General features: G+C 29.7%; 16 protein-coding genes. 6 read left to right on the top strand and 10 right to left on the bottom strand.

The genetic code is table 11. From position 1 onward, the window contains the following. Positions 1–5: 5 nt before the first annotated feature. The 3 genes from dnaB (at position 6) to BMX03_RS07200 (ending at position 4209) form a co-directional block, all read left to right on the top strand. Positions 6–1343: a replicative DNA helicase gene (dnaB, locus tag BMX03_RS07210; RefSeq protein ID WP_008539154.1), complete on the top strand. Its 1338-nt coding sequence runs from the start codon at positions 6–8 to the stop codon at positions 1341–1343. A 244-nt stretch (positions 1344–1587) separates the two neighbouring features. After that, entirely contained in the window at positions 1588–2883 is a 1296-nt protein-coding gene (purB, locus tag BMX03_RS07205; protein ID WP_015562021.1) for an adenylosuccinate lyase, read from the top strand. 42 nt (positions 2884–2925) lie between these two features. Further along, entirely contained in the window at positions 2926–4209 is a 1284-nt protein-coding gene (locus tag BMX03_RS07200) for an adenylosuccinate synthase (RefSeq protein WP_015562020.1), read from the top strand. A gap of 49 nt (positions 4210–4258) precedes the next feature. Here the strand turns inward: BMX03_RS07200 and BMX03_RS07195 are convergent, their stop codons facing one another. Beyond that, positions 4259–4579, bottom strand: coding sequence for a hypothetical protein (locus tag BMX03_RS07195; protein ID WP_091694624.1), 321 nt, complete (start codon positions 4577–4579; stop codon positions 4259–4261). A 186-nt stretch (positions 4580–4765) separates the two neighbouring features. On the opposite strand from BMX03_RS07195, the gene BMX03_RS07190 reads away from it, so the two are divergent. Then, positions 4766–6175, top strand: a complete 1410-nt coding sequence (locus BMX03_RS07190; protein ID WP_167625299.1) for a tetratricopeptide repeat protein — start codon at positions 4766–4768, stop codon at positions 6173–6175. Positions 6176–6655: 480 nt separating this feature from the next. Then, positions 6656–7090: a hypothetical protein gene (locus BMX03_RS07185; protein ID WP_143052077.1), complete on the top strand. Its 435-nt coding sequence runs from the start codon at positions 6656–6658 to the stop codon at positions 7088–7090. Positions 7091–7990: 900 nt separating this feature from the next. On the opposite strand, the gene BMX03_RS07175 is transcribed toward BMX03_RS07185, so the two are convergent. From BMX03_RS07175 to BMX03_RS07155, 6 genes are all read right to left on the bottom strand, one after another. Beyond that, positions 7991–8566, bottom strand: coding sequence for an HD domain-containing protein (locus tag BMX03_RS07175; protein WP_091694645.1), 576 nt, complete (start codon positions 8564–8566; stop codon positions 7991–7993). A 104-nt stretch (positions 8567–8670) separates the two neighbouring features. Continuing rightward, positions 8671–9162 (bottom strand): YczE/YyaS/YitT family protein, encoded by a 492-nt coding sequence (locus BMX03_RS07170; RefSeq protein ID WP_255361446.1) that lies wholly within the window; start codon positions 9160–9162, stop codon positions 8671–8673. A gap of 6 nt (positions 9163–9168) precedes the next feature. Then, positions 9169–9354, bottom strand: a complete 186-nt coding sequence (locus BMX03_RS11415; protein ID WP_255361444.1) for a DUF6198 family protein — start codon at positions 9352–9354, stop codon at positions 9169–9171. A 241-nt stretch (positions 9355–9595) separates the two neighbouring features. Then, the gene (locus tag BMX03_RS07165) at positions 9596–10723 is read right to left on the bottom strand and encodes a DUF362 domain-containing protein (protein ID WP_091694616.1); all 1128 of its coding nucleotides are present in this window, start codon (positions 10721–10723) and stop codon (positions 9596–9598) included. A 147-nt stretch (positions 10724–10870) separates the two neighbouring features. Further along, positions 10871–11302: a flavodoxin gene (locus BMX03_RS07160; protein WP_022228483.1), complete on the bottom strand. Its 432-nt coding sequence runs from the start codon at positions 11300–11302 to the stop codon at positions 10871–10873. Positions 11303–11325: 23 nt separating this feature from the next. Next, positions 11326–11895 (bottom strand): DUF3793 family protein, encoded by a 570-nt coding sequence (locus tag BMX03_RS07155; RefSeq protein WP_015562016.1) that lies wholly within the window; start codon positions 11893–11895, stop codon positions 11326–11328. 194 nt (positions 11896–12089) lie between these two features. Here BMX03_RS07155 and BMX03_RS07150 point away from each other — a divergent pair, with 194 nt between their 5' ends. Beyond that, positions 12090–13007 (top strand): NUDIX hydrolase N-terminal domain-containing protein, encoded by a 918-nt coding sequence (locus BMX03_RS07150; protein ID WP_091694613.1) that lies wholly within the window; start codon positions 12090–12092, stop codon positions 13005–13007. A 65-nt stretch (positions 13008–13072) separates the two neighbouring features. Here BMX03_RS07150 and BMX03_RS07145 read toward each other — a convergent pair whose 3' ends face one another. The 3 genes from BMX03_RS07145 to BMX03_RS07135 all read right to left on the bottom strand — a co-directional run. Beyond that, entirely contained in the window at positions 13073–15862 is a 2790-nt protein-coding gene (locus BMX03_RS07145; protein ID WP_022228485.1) for a DNA methyltransferase, read from the bottom strand. A 125-nt stretch (positions 15863–15987) separates the two neighbouring features. Beyond that, positions 15988–16557, bottom strand: a complete 570-nt coding sequence (locus tag BMX03_RS07140; RefSeq protein ID WP_091694611.1) for a sugar O-acetyltransferase — start codon at positions 16555–16557, stop codon at positions 15988–15990. A 115-nt stretch (positions 16558–16672) separates the two neighbouring features. Beyond that, on the bottom strand, positions 16673–17519 hold an 847-nt coding region (locus tag BMX03_RS07135; protein ID WP_091694608.1), incomplete at its 5' end, for an RNA-guided endonuclease TnpB family protein.

Below are 17519 nucleotides of genomic sequence, written 5' to 3'. Positions count from 1 at the left end.
TATTTTTGATAGATAGAGTACCTCCCCAAAATATAGAAGCTGAGCAAGCTGTTTTAGGTGCTATGCTCATCTCTAAAGAAGCTATTGCTGAATCTGCTCAAATTTTAAATCCACAGGATTTTTATCGCGAAGCTCATCGCATTGTTTTTGAAGCTATGCTTGATTTATCCAATCGCAATCAGGCAGTCGATAATTTAACTGTCATTGAACAATTAAATAAAACAAATCAATTAGAAAAAGTTGGCGGTATTGCCTTTGTTACTGCACTTGCCAATACTGTACCTACAGCTGCAAATGTAGTTTTTTATGCTAAGATAGTCAAAGAAAAGGCTCTCATGCGTCATCTCATCAATACAGCTACAGCCATTGCTGCTATGGGTTATGAAGGTGCTGATGATGCTGATAGCATCATGGATAAAGCCGAAAAAATGATTTTAGAAATCGCTTCCAATCGCAAAACTGGCGATTTCACACCTATTAATCAAATTGTCATTGATACTTTTAGCAAAATTGAAAATCTATATGAATCAAAAGGTGGTCTAACAGGTTTATCCACTGGCTTTAAAGACTTAGATAAACTCACCGCAGGGCTTCAACCTTCTGATTTAATCTTAGTCGCTGCCAGACCTAGTATGGGGAAAACAGCCTTTACTTTAAATATAGCTTCTCATGTTGCTTTAAAAGAAAATAAACCTGTAGCCTTTTTCTCTCTTGAAATGTCCAAAGAACAATTAATGCAACGTATGCTCTGTGCAGAAGGGCTTGTCGAGTCTCAACGATTACGCGTCGGTGATTTAGATGAACAAGATTGGCAAAAATTAATTGCCGCTGCTGATAAATTTTCTAAAGCGCCACTTTATATTGATGATACTCCTGGTATCAGCATCATGGAACTTCGCTCCAAAGCTCGCCGACTTCAACAAGAAAAAGGTTTAAGCTTAGTATTAATCGACTATTTGCAATTAATGCAAGGTAGAGCAAATAAAAATGGCGATAATCGACAACAAGAAATCTCTGAGATATCTCGTTCTTTAAAATCTCTAGCTCGTGAACTCAATGTTCCTGTAATTGCACTTTCTCAGCTTTCTCGTAGCGTAGAGTCAAGACAGATAAAAAAACCTATGCTCAGTGACCTTCGTGAATCTGGTTCACTAGAACAAGATGCCGATATCGTTATGTTTTTATATCGTGAAGATTATTACAATGCTGAAACAGAAAATAAAAATATAACTGATGTCATTGTCGCAAAACATCGTAATGGTCCTGTTGATACTGTTCAATTATTCTTCCATAAGGAATTTACAAAATTCGCAGATTTACTTCGTACTCAAGATAATATTTAACAAAAAAAGCTATATTAATCGTAAAATTAATATAGCTTTTTATTATGCACATCTGTATCGTAAACTTATAATCCCCATTTTCATTGACACTAAAGTACATAAAATGCTATTATATGAAGGTAAAAGCTACATATAGATTTTACAAACAAAACTCAAATCCTTGACATAGTGTCTATTTGAGTTCTTTTTGCTGTTATCAGTAGAAAATTTATGCTGGTTTTAAATATGAGGAGGAAATTTTTAAATGATTGAACGCTATACCAATCCTGAAATGGGAAGAATTTGGACTCTCCAACACGAATTTGAAGTAATGCTTGAAGTTGAAATTACAGCTTGTGAAGCTATGGCAGAACTTGGTCAAATTCCTGTAGAAGCTGCTAAAAATATTCGTGAAAAAGCACAGTTTAACTTAGAACGCGTTAAAGAAATTGAAAAAGTTACTAATCATGATATTATCGCATTTTTAACGAACGTTGCTGAATACGTTGGTGAAGATTCTAAATATATCCATAAAGGATTAACTTCCAGCGACGTAAAAGATACAGCACTCGGCATTATGATGAAAAAATCCGCTGAGCTTATTTTAGAAGACCTCAAAAATTTACGTGATGTTTTAAAACGTCAAGCTAAAAAATATAAACACACTGTTTGCATTGGTCGTACTCATGGTATCCATGCAGAACCAATGACTCTCGGTTTAAAATTTGCTTTATGGTATGATGAAGTTTGCCGTGACATCGAACGTGTTGAACACGCTAAAAAAATCGTTGCTGTTGGTAAACTTTCTGGTGCTGTAGGCACTTATTCCAATATCGACCCTCGTATTGAAGAAATCACTTGCAAAAAACTTGGCATTGAACCTGTAAAACTTGCAACACAAGTTATTCAGCGTGATCGCCATGCAGAATATATGACTACTCTTGCTATTGTTGCTAGCACATTTGAAAAAATCGCTACAGAATTACGTAACCTTCAACGTACAGATATCCGTGAAGTTGAAGAATATTTCCAACCAGGTCAAAAAGGTTCTTCTGCTATGCCTCATAAACGTAATCCAATCACTGGTGAACGTATCTCCGGTATGGCTCGCCTTGTTCGTGGTAACGCTATTGCAGCTATGGAAGATATCACTCTTTGGCATGAACGCGATATTTCCCATTCTTCCGTTGAACGCGTAATTTTACCAGACAGCACTATCAACGTTGATTACTGTTGCCGTAAATTAACAAATCTTTTAGATAAACTTCTCGTTTATCCAGAAGCTATGATGGAAAATCTTAACAAAACTGGCGGTCTTATCTTCAGCCAACGCATCATGCTCGCTGTTGTAAGCAAAGGCGTACTTCGTGAAGATGCTTACAAATGGGTTCAAAGAAATGCTATGGCTAGATGGCTCAAAGGCGAAGATTTCCGCACAAATGTAGAAAAAGACCCAGATATCACAAAATATCTCACTAAAGAAGAAATCGACAACTGCTTCGACTATCAATGGTTCTTACGCAATGTAGACATGATTATGGCTCGTTTCGGTATTGAATAAGCAGTTAATATTAAACTTGAGTAATAGAGAGGAAGTTTTCTTATGTCAACAGTTGTTGTAACTGGTACCCAATGGGGTGATGAAGGTAAAGGTAAAATCGTAGACTATTTAGCAGAAAAAGCTGATATAGTTGTACGTTATCAAGGTGGTAGTAATGCAGGTCATACTGTTACAGTAGACGGCAAAGAATTTAAACAAAGACTCATGCCATCTGGTATGCTCTATGATAGTAAAATTTGTGTGATTGCAAATGGTGTAGCTTTTGACCCTGAAGTAATCCTTCAAGAAATGGAAGCTCTAAAAAAAGATGGTTACTCTGTTGACGGATTACGTATCTCTAATCGTGCTCACGTTGTAATGCCTTACCATCGTCTTATGGACGGTCTTGAAGAAGAAAACAAAGGCGAATTAAAAATTGGTACTACTAAACGTGGTATTGGCCCATGCTATATGGACCGCGATAACCGTATTGGTATCCGCGTTTGTGATTTAATTGATGAAGAAACATTCAGCGAAAAATTAAAAACAGCTCTTGAAACTAAAAATCGTGAGCTTGTAAAACTCTATGGTAAAGAACCATTAAACTATGAAGATATTCGCACTGAATATCTCGGTTACGCTGAAAAACTCAGAAAACATGTAATTGATACTTCCGCATTCTTAAATAGAGAAATCAATGCTGGTAAAAAAGTAATGTTTGAAGGTGCTCAAGCTACTATGCTTGATATCGACCATGGTACTTATCCATATGTTACTGCTTCTCATCCAACAGCTGGTGGCGTAAGCTCCGGTGCTGGTGTAGGTCCTAACAAAATCGATAAAGTAGTAGGTATCGTAAAAGCATATTGTACTCGCGTTGGTGAAGGTCCTTTCCCAACTGAACAGCTCAACGAAATCGGCGATAAAATCCGTGATTGCGGTCATGAATATGGTACAGTTACAGGTCGTCCTCGTCGTACTGGCTGGCTTGATGCTTGCGTAGTTCGCTATGCAGGTTACCTCAGTGGTATTGATTATATGGCAGTTACTCGCCTTGATATCCTCGATACTTTCGATGAAATCAAAATGTGTGTAGCTTATAAATACAATGGTGAAATCTTAGATGAAATGCCTGCAAGCTTAAAAGTTCTTGCAAATGTAGAACCAGTTTATGAAACATTCGCTGGTTGGAAAACAGACATTTCCGGCATCAGAAAATATGAAGATTTACCAGAAAATGCACGTAAATATTTAGAAAGAATGGCTCAGGTTACAGGTATTGGTCTTGGATTTGTTTCCGTAGGTCCAAACCGTGACCAGACAATCATTCTTCATGATGTATTTTAATTAATTTATAAATAAAAAATCCCAGAGATATAAATTCTCTGGGATTTTTTTATTTATAAAGATTTTTTACATAAAAATTAAACCTATCTTTTTTTATTTGGCTAATTTTTGATGATAAATACATTCTTATGCCAATATATATAAAAATGACTAATATACCTAAATATTCTAAAGAATATCCTATAAAATGAATACTACTATACATACTTAATAAAAAAATAGCTTCAATTATAATACTTAACCCTAAAATTCTTGATATTTCTTGAAAATTTTTCTTAAAATCTTCATCAGAAAAGACCTCTAATTTATGGAATAAACTATATAGATTTAATATTTTTTTGCTTCTATCATTGTATTTAGAAAAAATCATATATAAGCCTATTATAAACATAATAGAAGAACTGGATATAATCATTATATTTATTATTAATCTAATTATAGAATCACTTCCTATAAAATAATTTTATTAACACCAATTATAACCTCTATGATATTATTAATATATACAAAAGATATTGTTTATACTTATATTATAGCAAAATGGGAGGTGTTATTCGTGAAAAAATACATCACTATTAATAGTTTTATTCTTACTGTTATTAGTTTCTTATTTGCTGAAATTATTCTATTTCCAAATATATTATATGAAGCAATACCTTATCAGTCTTATAAACTAATAAATAATAAAGAAATTCTTCCTTTTGAAAAAGTTTGGTATGATGTATGGAAAAATATTGATAATTTAACAATAAGAGAACAGATAGCTATTACCACATATATTGTAAATTATATTAATCCTGATTTTACGCCTGCTTATATTGTTCGTGGTGATGCTTATTTTACTAATAAGGATTATATTGAAGCACTCCAAGATTATACTACAGCTATTGAACAACAACCTAATAATGCAGAGATATACTACAAACGTGGTCTAACATATAACTATTTAAAAGATTTTTACCCTACTGCTATCAATGATTTTAAACAAGCTACTGATTTAAATAATAATATTGCTAATTTTTGGGCAGAATATAGTTATGCCTTGAAATTTTCGCACTATGGAGCAGATGAAATGTTAGCTAAAGCTATAGCTATAAATCCTCAATATAAAAATTTTAATTATAATGAACTAGAACAACAACGAACTACTATAGTTTATTCATCGGCTTTAGAAAAAGCTTTGTTTTATAGTTATATAGGGAATTATTTTTTAGCAGATAAGTATTTTGAAATAGTTAATAGATTAAATTATCTGCCAAAGCAAGTTAATATTAACTATAATTATATTATTAATATGATGAAAAGTGCTATATTATCTGGTCATTTTGAAAGTGCTTTTTATATAGGAAAACATTTTCTTTCTACAAACTCAAATAACTTAAATAATGATAAGTTAGCAGAAGTATATATGTGGGAAGCATTTGCTTGTGCAGGTATTTATAAAGATGATTTATTTGTTCAATATAAAAATTTAGCTTTAAATCTATCTCCTAAAAATCCGCAAGTTTATTGTATTTTAGGTAATATCTATTGGAAAATTTATGATGATACTAGCAATGCTATTGATAATTATCAAAAAGCTTTAAATTTAATGCCTAAAGAAAATCTAGACTATTTTATATTATCAATGGAATTAGCTCAAATCTACAAAAATTTAGGTGATATTACTAAGGCATATGCTATTGCTTATAACATGATTATCTCACAAAAAGAATTACCTAATATAGAAAACATCAATCCACTTGATACTCCAATTTATTTAACCTATGCTAAAGCCTATGATATTTTAGGTAATACTCAATTAGCTAAAATTTATTATCAAATTGCTTTTAATCTAAATCCTAATATTGACATTCCTGAAAAATATTATCCAAATAAGGTTGAAAAATTACAATATTTACCTTCTATTATCATTGATATTAATGACACAACTGCTATTGAATTAAAAACTAATATATTTAATTAACAAAATAAGGTAGAAATGCTATATATAGTATTTCTACCTTATCTTTAAATATTAATTCAATTATGGAACATAATTATTTTAATTTAGGAGATGTTATTTTGAAGCTATTAAAAATCTTATTAGTAATCCATTTCTTAAGTTGTAATATTCTCGCATTTTGTTTTCCTATACTTTATTCATTTTCTATTCTTCCACGTAAAGAAAGTATCTATCATTTAATATTTTTAATACTTCCTTTAATATATATTTTTTTCCTTTAAATGGTAAGTTGTCCTCAAAAAAAATAATCTGTTCCAAATACTAGCAAGTATTATTTATCTATTTATTTATTTTAATATTCCTATTAATAATTTTTGGGGTATTCTTTGTATTGTATGTATAACTACAAGTATTTTATATTTATATTTTCCTATTAAAATAAACAAAAATATTTACTTAAAATATTTTTTCAGGCTCATCCTATGTATCTTTTTTATTGGTATGTCTATATTTAACTTGATAATTCCTTCAACTATTTTTATTACTCAATTTAGAGAAGCTAATCAATCTTATATATCTTATATTAATATTATTCCAATAATAAAATATGCTATTATCACTAAAGATGGATATGATGAAAAAATATCTCCATACATGTCAGAAGAAATTTTTAAAAAACTTAATCAAAAAACACAATATCCGGAATTAGACCATTTCAGCACAATTGAATTGACGGAATTACATCAAAAACAAGATGAAAACGACTCCAGAATTATTTATGTAGATATACGTTATATTAAATCTTTAGAAGATAAGCATAATAATCATATTTCTGGTGGTCAAGGTTATCAACAATTTACAGTTCTGATAAAAAATAATGTTTGGTATATTATCAATTTAGTTGAACCTCTTGTTGATTATCAATTTTGGGAATGAAATAAAGGGATATATCTTCCGATATATCCCTTTATTTCATTGTTCTTTTTTATTAAAGTAATTATTTATTAGAGTATTGATAAAATCGTTAACACTGATATTGTTTTGTTGGCAGTGTCTCTTCATTTGATTAAATTCTTGGTTGCATAACTAATTGAACTCGTTTAGTATGTTTTTCACGAAATATATTATTAATTGTTGTTCCTTCAGGAAGTTGTATTTGAGTGATATTTCCTTAGTTGAAGTAGTTACAAAAACTGTATAATTGTTTTCTCCCATAAATTTTAATTGATTTGCTATTAATGCAGAATTTAATACAATAGTATATACTTAATCTAAATTTTATTTTTTATTTTAGATGCACTATATATTTCAATCCATATCATTACTACAAAAATTATAAATTGTATACTTAAAAGAATATCATTTGTAGTATATACGTAATCAAGGTCATAATATTTTAGTATTGGCATAATTAAAATATCTATTAATATTATTGTTGAAGATAAGTCTCTTAGCCCTAAAAATTGTAAAGTTTTAAGAAAAAATTTTTCTGTTGTATATGATAAATTATTATTAATATATCCTAAACGCTTATATATAGTTACAATATAAACACATATAAAATTTATTTTTAAAATTAAACAGATATTGACCAACAAACTAACCATTATAATGGTTACTATGAAATATATTAAAAATATATCTGTATTTAACAAAAATTTAGACAATATACACAATAAAAATATTGTAATATAACTTCCTATAAATATTTTTCTGAACATAAATATTGCTCCTTTCTTAATATAATAAATATACATCTTTTAAGTAAAACCTATTTTACTATTATATAACAAAAGAGATTTTCTATAGTAACAACTATAAAAAATCTCTTTCATTTTACAAATTACCTTTTAAGCCAATAGCTCCTGCTTCTGTCTTCATGCCTTCAATAGTTTCCTTGATGACTTCATCTAAGCTCATACCTAACATTTCACAACCATCTTTTACAATCTGACGATTTACACCAGAGGCAAATGATTTATCTTTAAATTTCTTTTTAACTGATTTTACTTCTAAATCTAATACACCTTTTGAAGGTCGCATCAAGCAAAGTGCATTGATAAGTCCAGTCAATTCATCTGTAGTAAATAAGACTTTCTCCATGATATGTTCCGGTTTCACATCAGAACATATGCCATAACCATGACTACATACTGCATGAATATAAAAATCATCAATTTCTTCTTCTTGCATGATTTCTACAACTTTATGACAATGTTCTTCAGGAAATTGTTCATAATCTAAATCGTGAAGTAAACCCACTACTCCCCATTTTTCTACATCTTCATTATTTAGTTTTGCAAAATACTTCATTACAGCTTCTACTGCCAATGCGTGCTTTTGTAAGCTAGGAGTTTTTGTATATCTTGTCAATAAATTCCAAGCTTCTTGTCTTGTCAACATTTTACCCATAATCAAAATCAGCCCTTCTCTTTATTATGTATAAAATTAATAAGAATTTTAATTTTAGTTTACCACTATTTTCAAAAAAAAATAAAAAAAGTTTATCTAAATTATTATACTTTATTTCCTTTTGATTTTAACTTTTCCATTTTATATTGCTGTCTTAATTGCCCAAATCTCTTCACTCTAAATTTCAAAAGCATATTCATAAAGAATTTCACTAATAACCCTGTAGCAAAAGCTGAAACAAGTGTTCCTTCTCGTATTCCTTCAATAGTGCCAAAATAATATAATGATAATCCACCAGCTATAGCAACAAGTGACCAATCAAAAATAACTTTTATCTTGCCAAAGTCTAATTTACAATGAGTAGCAATCGCATTCACTAAACCTTCACCAGGAAGTATAACCACACGCCCTAATAATTGACATGTAACACCTATTCCCATACAGATACAACCGATTAACAATACTAAAATATGTTGATAATAAGCTTGAGGATGGAGCCAACTAAATATATACATAAATAAATCAATAAAAGCACAGAAAATAAAGGTCATTGGCACTTGTAAAATCTGTACCCATTCAAATTTATTGCGTAAAATAATAGGTTATAAAATAAACATCAATGAACTAACAGCAAAATTAAATTGACCGACTGTAAATGGCAATGCCAAACTTAATACATATGGTACACTAGAAATTGGAGAAGTCCCTAACGCTGATTTGATGATTAAAACAATTCCTAAAGACATAAATGTAAGTCCAATTAAAAAAATACCATATCTTTTTATCATGTAAATTTTCCTTTCTTGTATTATATTGTTACTTAACTATTTAATTATTTTAAAACTAAACAAAAAATTTTTCAATAGTTTATAATAATTAAAACCTATATATTTATAGTTTAAATTTATTAACTATATTATTATTTAATTATATAAATTTAATAATAATTTTCTTATTAAATTAAAGATAGATAAAAAAATATAAAAAAACAGCACTATTAAAATTTAGTGCTGTTTTCTTATTTCTAACTTAAATTTTAACTAATTCATATTCACAAGTACCAAGTCCAATTTTTTCAGCATGTTCAAGACATACATGCCAATTTGTATTTGGATGAGTATTATGGAAATGGTCATGTTTTGCTGCTTCAATACTATCTTTTAAGATATTATCAGCTAGTTCAGAGCCAGCGATTACAGGAGCTTCATTTACAAGATCTGCACTAGCCTGATCAATAGCAACTGGATCGAAAGATGCTAACATACCAAGGTTTGGTACAATTGCCATGTCATTTTCACCATGACAATCACAATTTGGAGAAACATCAGTGATAATATTGATATGGAAATTTGGTCTTCCATGTAAAATAGCATGAGCATATTCTGCCATACGTCTATTCAATAAATCTTCTGCATTCCAATTTGTAGGTTTAATAGCATCAAAATGACAAGCACCGATACAACGACCACAACCCAAACATTTATCTGGATCAATATAACATTTTCTATCTGTGATAATTGGCGCACCATGAGCACAAATTCTGCTACAAGCTCCACAGCCTACACATTTATCTGTATCTACGCTTGGTTTTCCATCACAATGCATTTCCATTTTACCAGCACGAGAGCCACCGCCCATGCCAATATTTTTAATTGCTCCACCAAAACCAGTCATTTCGTGACCTTTAAAATGAGATAAATCAATGATGATATCTGCATCCATTAAAGCTTGACCAACTTTAGCTTCTTTTACATATTCACCATTTGGCACTGGAACATAAGCTTCATCTGTACCTTTTAAACCATCTGCAATAATTACCTGACAGCCTGTAGTGAATGGATTATATCCGTTTTCATAAGCTGCGTCCATATGTTCTATAGCGTTTTTTCTACGACCTACATATAAAGTATTACAATCTGTTAAAAATGGTTTACCACCGCGAGCTTTTACTACATCAGCTACAACTTTAGCATAATTTGGACGAAGATATGCTAGATTTCCTGGTTCACCAAAATGAATTTTAATGGCTACAAATTTATTTTTAAAATCAATTTTATCAATACCAGCTTTAACCATTAAACGTTCAAGTTTTTGTAATAGATTTTCTTTACCTGGATATGCACGCATATCCGTAAAATAAACTTTAGCTTTTTCCATGACTACCTCTCCTATGTATATTATTTATACCATATAATACCATAATATAAATATAGTTTTCTACATACATAGTCATTTTACAACTTAAAGTACACTTCAAGTCAATAAAAAATCCCTAGCTTTCGCTAAGGATTAATTAAAACATATTTATTTACTTACAGCAAAACGTTTGCCAAAATCTTCACAAGTATTTAAACCATCTTCATCTGGTGTTTCATTGATGATTAAGCCATTTTCAAATAAATCAGCACCAGCTTCTTTAACTTGTTCTTCCCAAGTCGTCATCCATTCGCCACTGCCCCAACCATAAGAGCCAAATAAAGCTACGGATTTACCATTTAAAGAATTTATCATTTCATCAAAAACTGGCTGAAATTCACATTCTTCCAAAACTTCTGCACCCATAGCAGGACAGCCAAAAATAAGCCCATCATAATCATTTATTGAAGTTACATCAAAATCACTTACAAAATATAAATCACAAGATACTCCTGCACCATCTACACCTGTTTTAATTGCATTTGCCATTGCTTCTGTATTACCAGAACCACTCCAATAAATAATCGCTATTTTATTCATCAAAAAACCTCCTAAAGTTCAACTTAAACAGCTTTCACTAAATCTTCTATTGATTGCCCTTGTGATAAACAAGCACAAAAACGGTCTGAGCATTCTGCGTATTTTGCAAATAATTTTTCAGCTCGTTTTGTATCTGAATATACTTTCCATTGACCACATATTTTGAAATGACGTCCGCTATTTTCAATAAAACCTTTTACATCTTCTAGCGGATAGCCTAAAAATATGCCAATCTCATGAGGAAAGCCTTTTTGCAAACTCATGCGAGTCTTTAAATAATTTAAGCATTGATTTAGATTTTTTAAATTCACATAGCCATAAAAACTTAAAAACTCTTGAATTTTGTCCTCTTGAATTACCTGATTTAAAGCATTTTGGCGATAAATGAAGAGTAACAACCAATTATCCGTTTCTGATATTATAAAAAATCTTATGCCTTTACATTCCATGCATTTCTTATATCGCTTTAATATCAAATGACAATTTTTTATACGTTGTTTATTGAATGAAATCAAACTACCTGGCTTTATACCTTCTAATGTTGGGGCGCCATGAAAAGCCAACATAGTTTCTACATTATCACATACTCTCATTTTCTCACCTCTTTAAATTGATAATCATTATCATAAATTTATTATATAATAATTGATAATAGTTTTCAATAATAAATTTAATCAAAATAACTACTTTTTCAAATAAAAATAGATATAATAAAAATAAATAGTTCCTCGCTTTAAATATAATAAGCTAATAAGCCAAGAACAAATAAAACTACGGATGTGATTTTATGTATAAGAAACTATTTATCAATAAAACCTTACAAAACAATGAATTCAAGCAAATAATTTCCCTTTTAGAACAAAAAAATATCTCTATATCATTTGTAGAAACTAAAACAGATTTTACAGATAAAGATAATGCTTTATTCATTGGTATCAATGCCCAAGATAGCGATTTAGCCCAAGAATTAAATATAGATTTTGCCCTTGCTACATGGTCTTGCCATGATTTTAAACATATTCAAGCAAAATATTATTTCCGTCAACCTTATGATATTTTAAATACATTAACTATGATTGAAAAACCATATATCAATCATAAATGGCTTACGACTGCTATGGAAATGCAATTTATTGCTCAAGCTGGTCTTGCCTATACTAAAGATGATTTTGATTATGAACGCTTCACTAGACTTAGCGAAATGGCTGCTGAAATAATGAGCGAATATGTAGATTTACCTGTAGAAAAAGTAAAAACTCTATTTTGCAATGAGACTGGCTATCAAACACCAAAATTAGATACACGTTCTGTTATCTTCAAAGATGATAAAATACTGCTCGTCAAAGAACGTGATGGTCGTTGGTCTCTCCCTGGTGGCTGGGTAGATGTCAACCAATCCATCTGCGATAATCTCATCAAAGAAGCTAAAGAAGAAGCTGGTCTTGATGTCGTTCCTACTAGATTAATCGCAATACATGATAGAAATCGCCACAATGTACCATTATACGCTTATGGAATAACTAAAATCTTCATGCTCTGTGAAGTCATCTCCGGCAAATTTAATCAAAATATAGAAACAAGTGCTAGTGCTTATTTCACGCTAGATAATCTCCCTAATCTATCTCTAGGCAAAAATACAAAAGAACAAATTGAGCTTTGTTTTGCTGCTTATAAAGATAAAAATTGGATACCAGTTATTGATTAATAAAAATGTTTCACGTGAAACAATAAAAGCCTTAAGAAAAATTCTTAAGGCTTTTTATTATCTATTTATTTTTTTAATATTAATTTCTGATACATTTTCATCAACTCAGCTACACATTGGGCTTCATTCATATTTCGCCAATCAAAGCCATAAACTTCCATTACAGCTTTATCATTTTCTTGATGTGCTTTTCGTAATTCTTTTGGCATAGTAAGTTCATCATACAAATCAGCAAGTGAAGCATTAGGATAAAGATTTCTAGCATCTAAAATCATTTGAGCAGTTTTTTCTATTTTATTTTTTTGTTCTATTGTAGGATTGCACCATGGAAAATTATTATAAACAATATTTTTAGAGTAACGATAATCACTTTTTAATCTTCCACAAACACTTCGTACCCATGCCATATGAACATTAGAAGTTAAAATTCCAAAATTATATAAAGAATTACTATTAATAATATGAACTGAATCACTAGACAATATTTCTGATGGTATAAACCCAATTGGAATATATTTTCTATTTACAGAGGATACTCTAGGAATAATTATATATGTCGATTTTGGCATATTTTCAATATGAAAATGTAATGGTATATTAGCTATATCTCGTGTAGGCTTACTCTTACTAGCTAATCTAAAATTTTTAACTAATCTTACCCGTTCCATTACATATGGCATTTTTCTAATATCTGATATATTACTATCACCTAACCATAGACAGTATCTATAAAAACCATTAATAAATTCTTTTGAACCAATCCATTTTTTAAAATATTTTTTGGATAAAGGTTCTTTTTTTATAAATTCCTCCATTTCTTTTTTTGTAAATAAGTAGTTTCCACCATCAATAGGTTTATTTCCAACTCCAATTGTAGGAACGTTACAAATAGGCTTAGTTCTATTTTCAATAAAAATGTTATCTAAATTTAATAAATAAGCATTAATATTATCTACTATTTGTACTCGATTATCATTACTATATAATTTTTTTAAATGTTTAGATCTATCTCTACTAAAACCAATTATTACACAATGAACATGAGCTTTTGTACTAGCTTCACTATCCCAAATAAAAGTACGATATGCAAAATCAAATTGTATACCACTATCAAATAACGGTTTCCATAATGTAGGAACAGCTTCACCTTGAGTAATAGAATTTGTTGATACTAATGCTGTTTTTATAAATGTATTATACATAAAATCAGCAGATTTTTTATACCAACAACTTACATAATCTAAATTTCCTATACTTTTCCAACCATCAAAAATATTATTAACATCTTCTTTTTGATCTTTATTCATTAATCTAGCACCAATAAATGGAGGATTACCCATAATATAATTTAATTTTTCTTTAGCAATAATATCTTGCCAATTCATACGCAAAGCATTACCTTCTACAATATAAGCGTTGGTTTTTAATGGTAAAAAATCTAAATCCATATGGATAATATTTTCTGTTTCCTTCATCATCTGATTTTCAGCAATCCATAGAGCTGTTTTTGCTACATTTACTGCAAAATCGTTTATCTCTATACCATAAAATTGACTTATAGATACTTTTATTAAATTATATTGATGTATATCCGTAATTAAACCAGCAAGTGTAGAACCTTTACCTTCTGTTTGTAAAAGTTCCTTTAAGACTTCATTTTCTAATCTACGCAAAGATAAATATGTTTCAGTAAGAAAATTTCCTGAACCACAAGCAGGGTCTAAAAAGGTTAAACTAGCTAGTTTATTTTGAAATTCTTCTAATTTCAATTTACGTGATTTTTTTATAGATTTTATTTGTGTAAATTCTTCTTTTAATTCATCTAAAAATAATGGATCAATTACTTTATGTATATTTTCTATTGATGTATAGTGCATACCTCCATTACGACGAGTTTGTGGATTTAAAGTACTTTCAAATACTGCTCCAAAAATTGTAGGACTAATCATACTCCAATCAAATTGTTCACTGCAATCTTTTATTAATAAATCTATTATTTCATCATTAAATTGAGGTATTTCTATATCTTCTTGAGCAAATAAACCACCATTAACATAAGGGAAAATTTTTAAATCATCCTCAAGATATGGATCTCTATCTTCTTCTTTTGTATCTAAAGTTTTAAATAAATCTATAATTGCTTTACGAACTTTATTTTTAGGAATGCTTTGTAAATAATCATGAAACATATCACGTTTACCAAAAATTCCTGCATCTTCTGCATATAAACAAAATACTAGTCGCACACATAACATATTTAAACTTTTTAATGAGTTTATACTATCTGGTTTTATATATTGATTTAATAAAGCATTATATAATCGTCCTACTAATTCACCAGCTTTTATAGATATATCTTCTTCTCTTTTTATATGTTTATCTTCAGCATTAACTATAAAATTTAAACGATAATATTCTTTTGATAAATTTTTTAATAATAATTCTTCTGGTTCTCCTTGTGGATTTTCCATATCATAAATTAAAAATGACCAAAAATTACATGTAATGATATATCTAGGTCGTTTAGAATATGGTAAATTGGCAGAATAACGTTTTGCTTGTTGAAATGGAGATAATAATGACCCATCAGATTGTCTTATAGCTTTTCGTAAATTTTTACTACTATCTTTTTGTTCAATTAAAACATGTGTTGATTCTATTATGCCATCTATAAAACTTGTATGATCTAACATTACTTTATCTTCAAATTTTATAAGTTTTTCTGGTTCTTCTACACCTAATACATCTCTTAATAAAGACAACCAAAATGATTGGCTTTCTCCTTTTTCATAACCTTTATCTTTCCAATATTCCGCAAAAGCTTTAGCTTTTTCACTTTGTCTTTTTTTATCCATAATTTATAAACCTCTAAATAAAATTTATTTCTTTACTAATATAAGTTTAACATATTTAAAATGTTTCACGTGAAACATTTTAAAAGCCTTAAGAAAAAAATTCTTAAGGCTTTTTCATTATCTATTTATTTTTTGCGGATTGGATTTATTTTGTCATCTTCTGTAATTTTTCTAATCACTCGACAAGGATTACCTACAGCTACTACATCATCTGGTATATCTTTTGTTACCACTGAACCAGCACCAATCACTGAATGTTTGCCAATGCTTACACCTGGCACTACTGTTACTTTACCACCAAGCCAAGCACCATCGCCGATATTGATTGTCTTTGCCTTTTCAATGCCTTCATTTCTAGCTTCTACATCAAAAGGATGTATAGCTCCATAAAGCCCAGATTTTGGCCCAATTAAAGCATGTTTGCCAATATTGATTTCATTCGTATCCAAAAATACACCACTGTGATTGATAACAGTATTATCTCCTACTTTTACATTACAGCCATAATCACAAGTAAATGGTGGTATAATATTAGCATTTTCACCAAATTCTTTAACAATAGCCTTTGCCATTCTATCTTTATAAGATAAAGTATTTATAGTTATTCTGCTATATGCTTCTGTCTTTTTATTATTTTCTTGACGCAATTTCAACATAGAATAATCCATTGCATTATACCATTGACCAGCCATCATCTTCTGAACCTCCCACGACTAAAGTCGCGGGGTTCTCGGTCAAGTATTCTAACGAATACAGTATCTCCGAGCTATCCCCATAGTTCCTACGGTTCTTGTATATATTATTTAAAATTTATGCTATGTTTAATATTTTTAATCCTTCATTTCTAATATTTATAGCTGCATTTACATCCCTATCGTGATGTGTTTTACATTTAGGACAATTCCATTTTCTAACATTTAAGTTTTTTACTTCAATATTTTTATACCCACAAATATGACATAATTGGCTTGAAGGATAAAATTTATCTATTTTGACAATAATCCTACCAAACCATTTGGCTTTATATGTTAGTTGTCTCATAAACTCTGACCAGCTAACATCAGCTATGTTTCTTGCTAATTTATGATTTTTCATCATATTTTCAACTTGCAAATCTTCAAGACAGATTACATCGTAGTTTCTGATAAGTTGACATGTCACTTGATGAAGTAAATTATGTCTTTGGTTGGCAATTCTATCATGCAATTTAGCCACTTTTACTCTAGCCTTTTCCCAATTTGAGCTTCCTTTTGTTTTTCGAGAAAGCTCTCTTTGGAGTTTAGCTAATCTAGTCAGTGATTTTTGCAAGTATTTAGGATTGCTATATTTTACTGCATCTGAGGTTATGACAAAATCCTTTATCCCTAAATCTAAGCCAACATATTTATTCGTTTTGATGAGTTCAGGTTGAGGCAGGTCTGTACAACATAGTGCAACGTAATATTTTCCACTAGGAGTCTGTGATACTGTCGCACTTAAAATCCTACCTTCTATTTGGCGATATTTATCTCTTGTTTTAATCTTGCCTATTTTAGGTAGTTTTATTTTATTTCCTAAAAATACAATGTTGTTATTTGTCATATTTGTTTTGTACGATTTATACCGATTCTTTTTAGATTTGAATTTAGGAAAGCCTGCTTTTTGTCTATTAAAAAAG

Origin of the sequence: Megamonas sp. Calf98-2 (assembly GCF_900110235.1) — a bacterium.
GTDB lineage: Bacteria > Bacillota > Negativicutes > Selenomonadales > Selenomonadaceae > Megamonas > Megamonas funiformis.
The sequence above is the reverse complement of the archived record's forward strand: the minus strand, read 5'-3'. Positions and strand labels throughout refer to the sequence as shown.

Excerpts from the sequence above, each read along its gene's own strand:
- BMX03_RS07155 (WP_015562016.1), bottom strand. The coding sequence starts at position 11,895 with ATGAGAGTATGTGATAATGTAGAAACTATGTTGGCTTTTCATGGCGCC.
- BMX03_RS07195 (WP_091694624.1), bottom strand. The coding sequence starts at position 4,579 with ATGATTTTTTCTAAATACAATGATAGAAGCAAAAAAATATTAAATCTA.
- BMX03_RS07160 (WP_022228483.1), bottom strand. The coding sequence starts at position 11,302 with ATGAATAAAATAGCGATTATTTATTGGAGTGGTTCTGGTAATACAGAA.
- purB (WP_015562021.1), top strand. The coding sequence starts at position 1,588 with ATGATTGAACGCTATACCAATCCTGAAATGGGAAGAATTTGGACTCTC.
- BMX03_RS11415 (WP_255361444.1), bottom strand. The coding sequence starts at position 9,354 with ATGATAAAAAGATATGGTATTTTTTTAATTGGACTTACATTTATGTCT.
- BMX03_RS07200 (WP_015562020.1), top strand. The coding sequence starts at position 2,926 with ATGTCAACAGTTGTTGTAACTGGTACCCAATGGGGTGATGAAGGTAAA.
- BMX03_RS07165 (WP_091694616.1), bottom strand. The coding sequence starts at position 10,723 with ATGGAAAAAGCTAAAGTTTATTTTACGGATATGCGTGCATATCCAGGT.
- BMX03_RS07140 (WP_091694611.1), bottom strand. The coding sequence starts at position 16,557 with ATGATGGCTGGTCAATGGTATAATGCAATGGATTATTCTATGTTGAAA.
- BMX03_RS07150 (WP_091694613.1), top strand. The coding sequence starts at position 12,090 with ATGTATAAGAAACTATTTATCAATAAAACCTTACAAAACAATGAATTC.
- BMX03_RS07145 (WP_022228485.1), bottom strand. The coding sequence starts at position 15,862 with ATGGATAAAAAAAGACAAAGTGAAAAAGCTAAAGCTTTTGCGGAATAT.
- BMX03_RS07185 (WP_143052077.1), top strand. The coding sequence starts at position 6,656 with ATGTCTATATTTAACTTGATAATTCCTTCAACTATTTTTATTACTCAA.
- BMX03_RS07175 (WP_091694645.1), bottom strand. The coding sequence starts at position 8,566 with ATGGGTAAAATGTTGACAAGACAAGAAGCTTGGAATTTATTGACAAGA.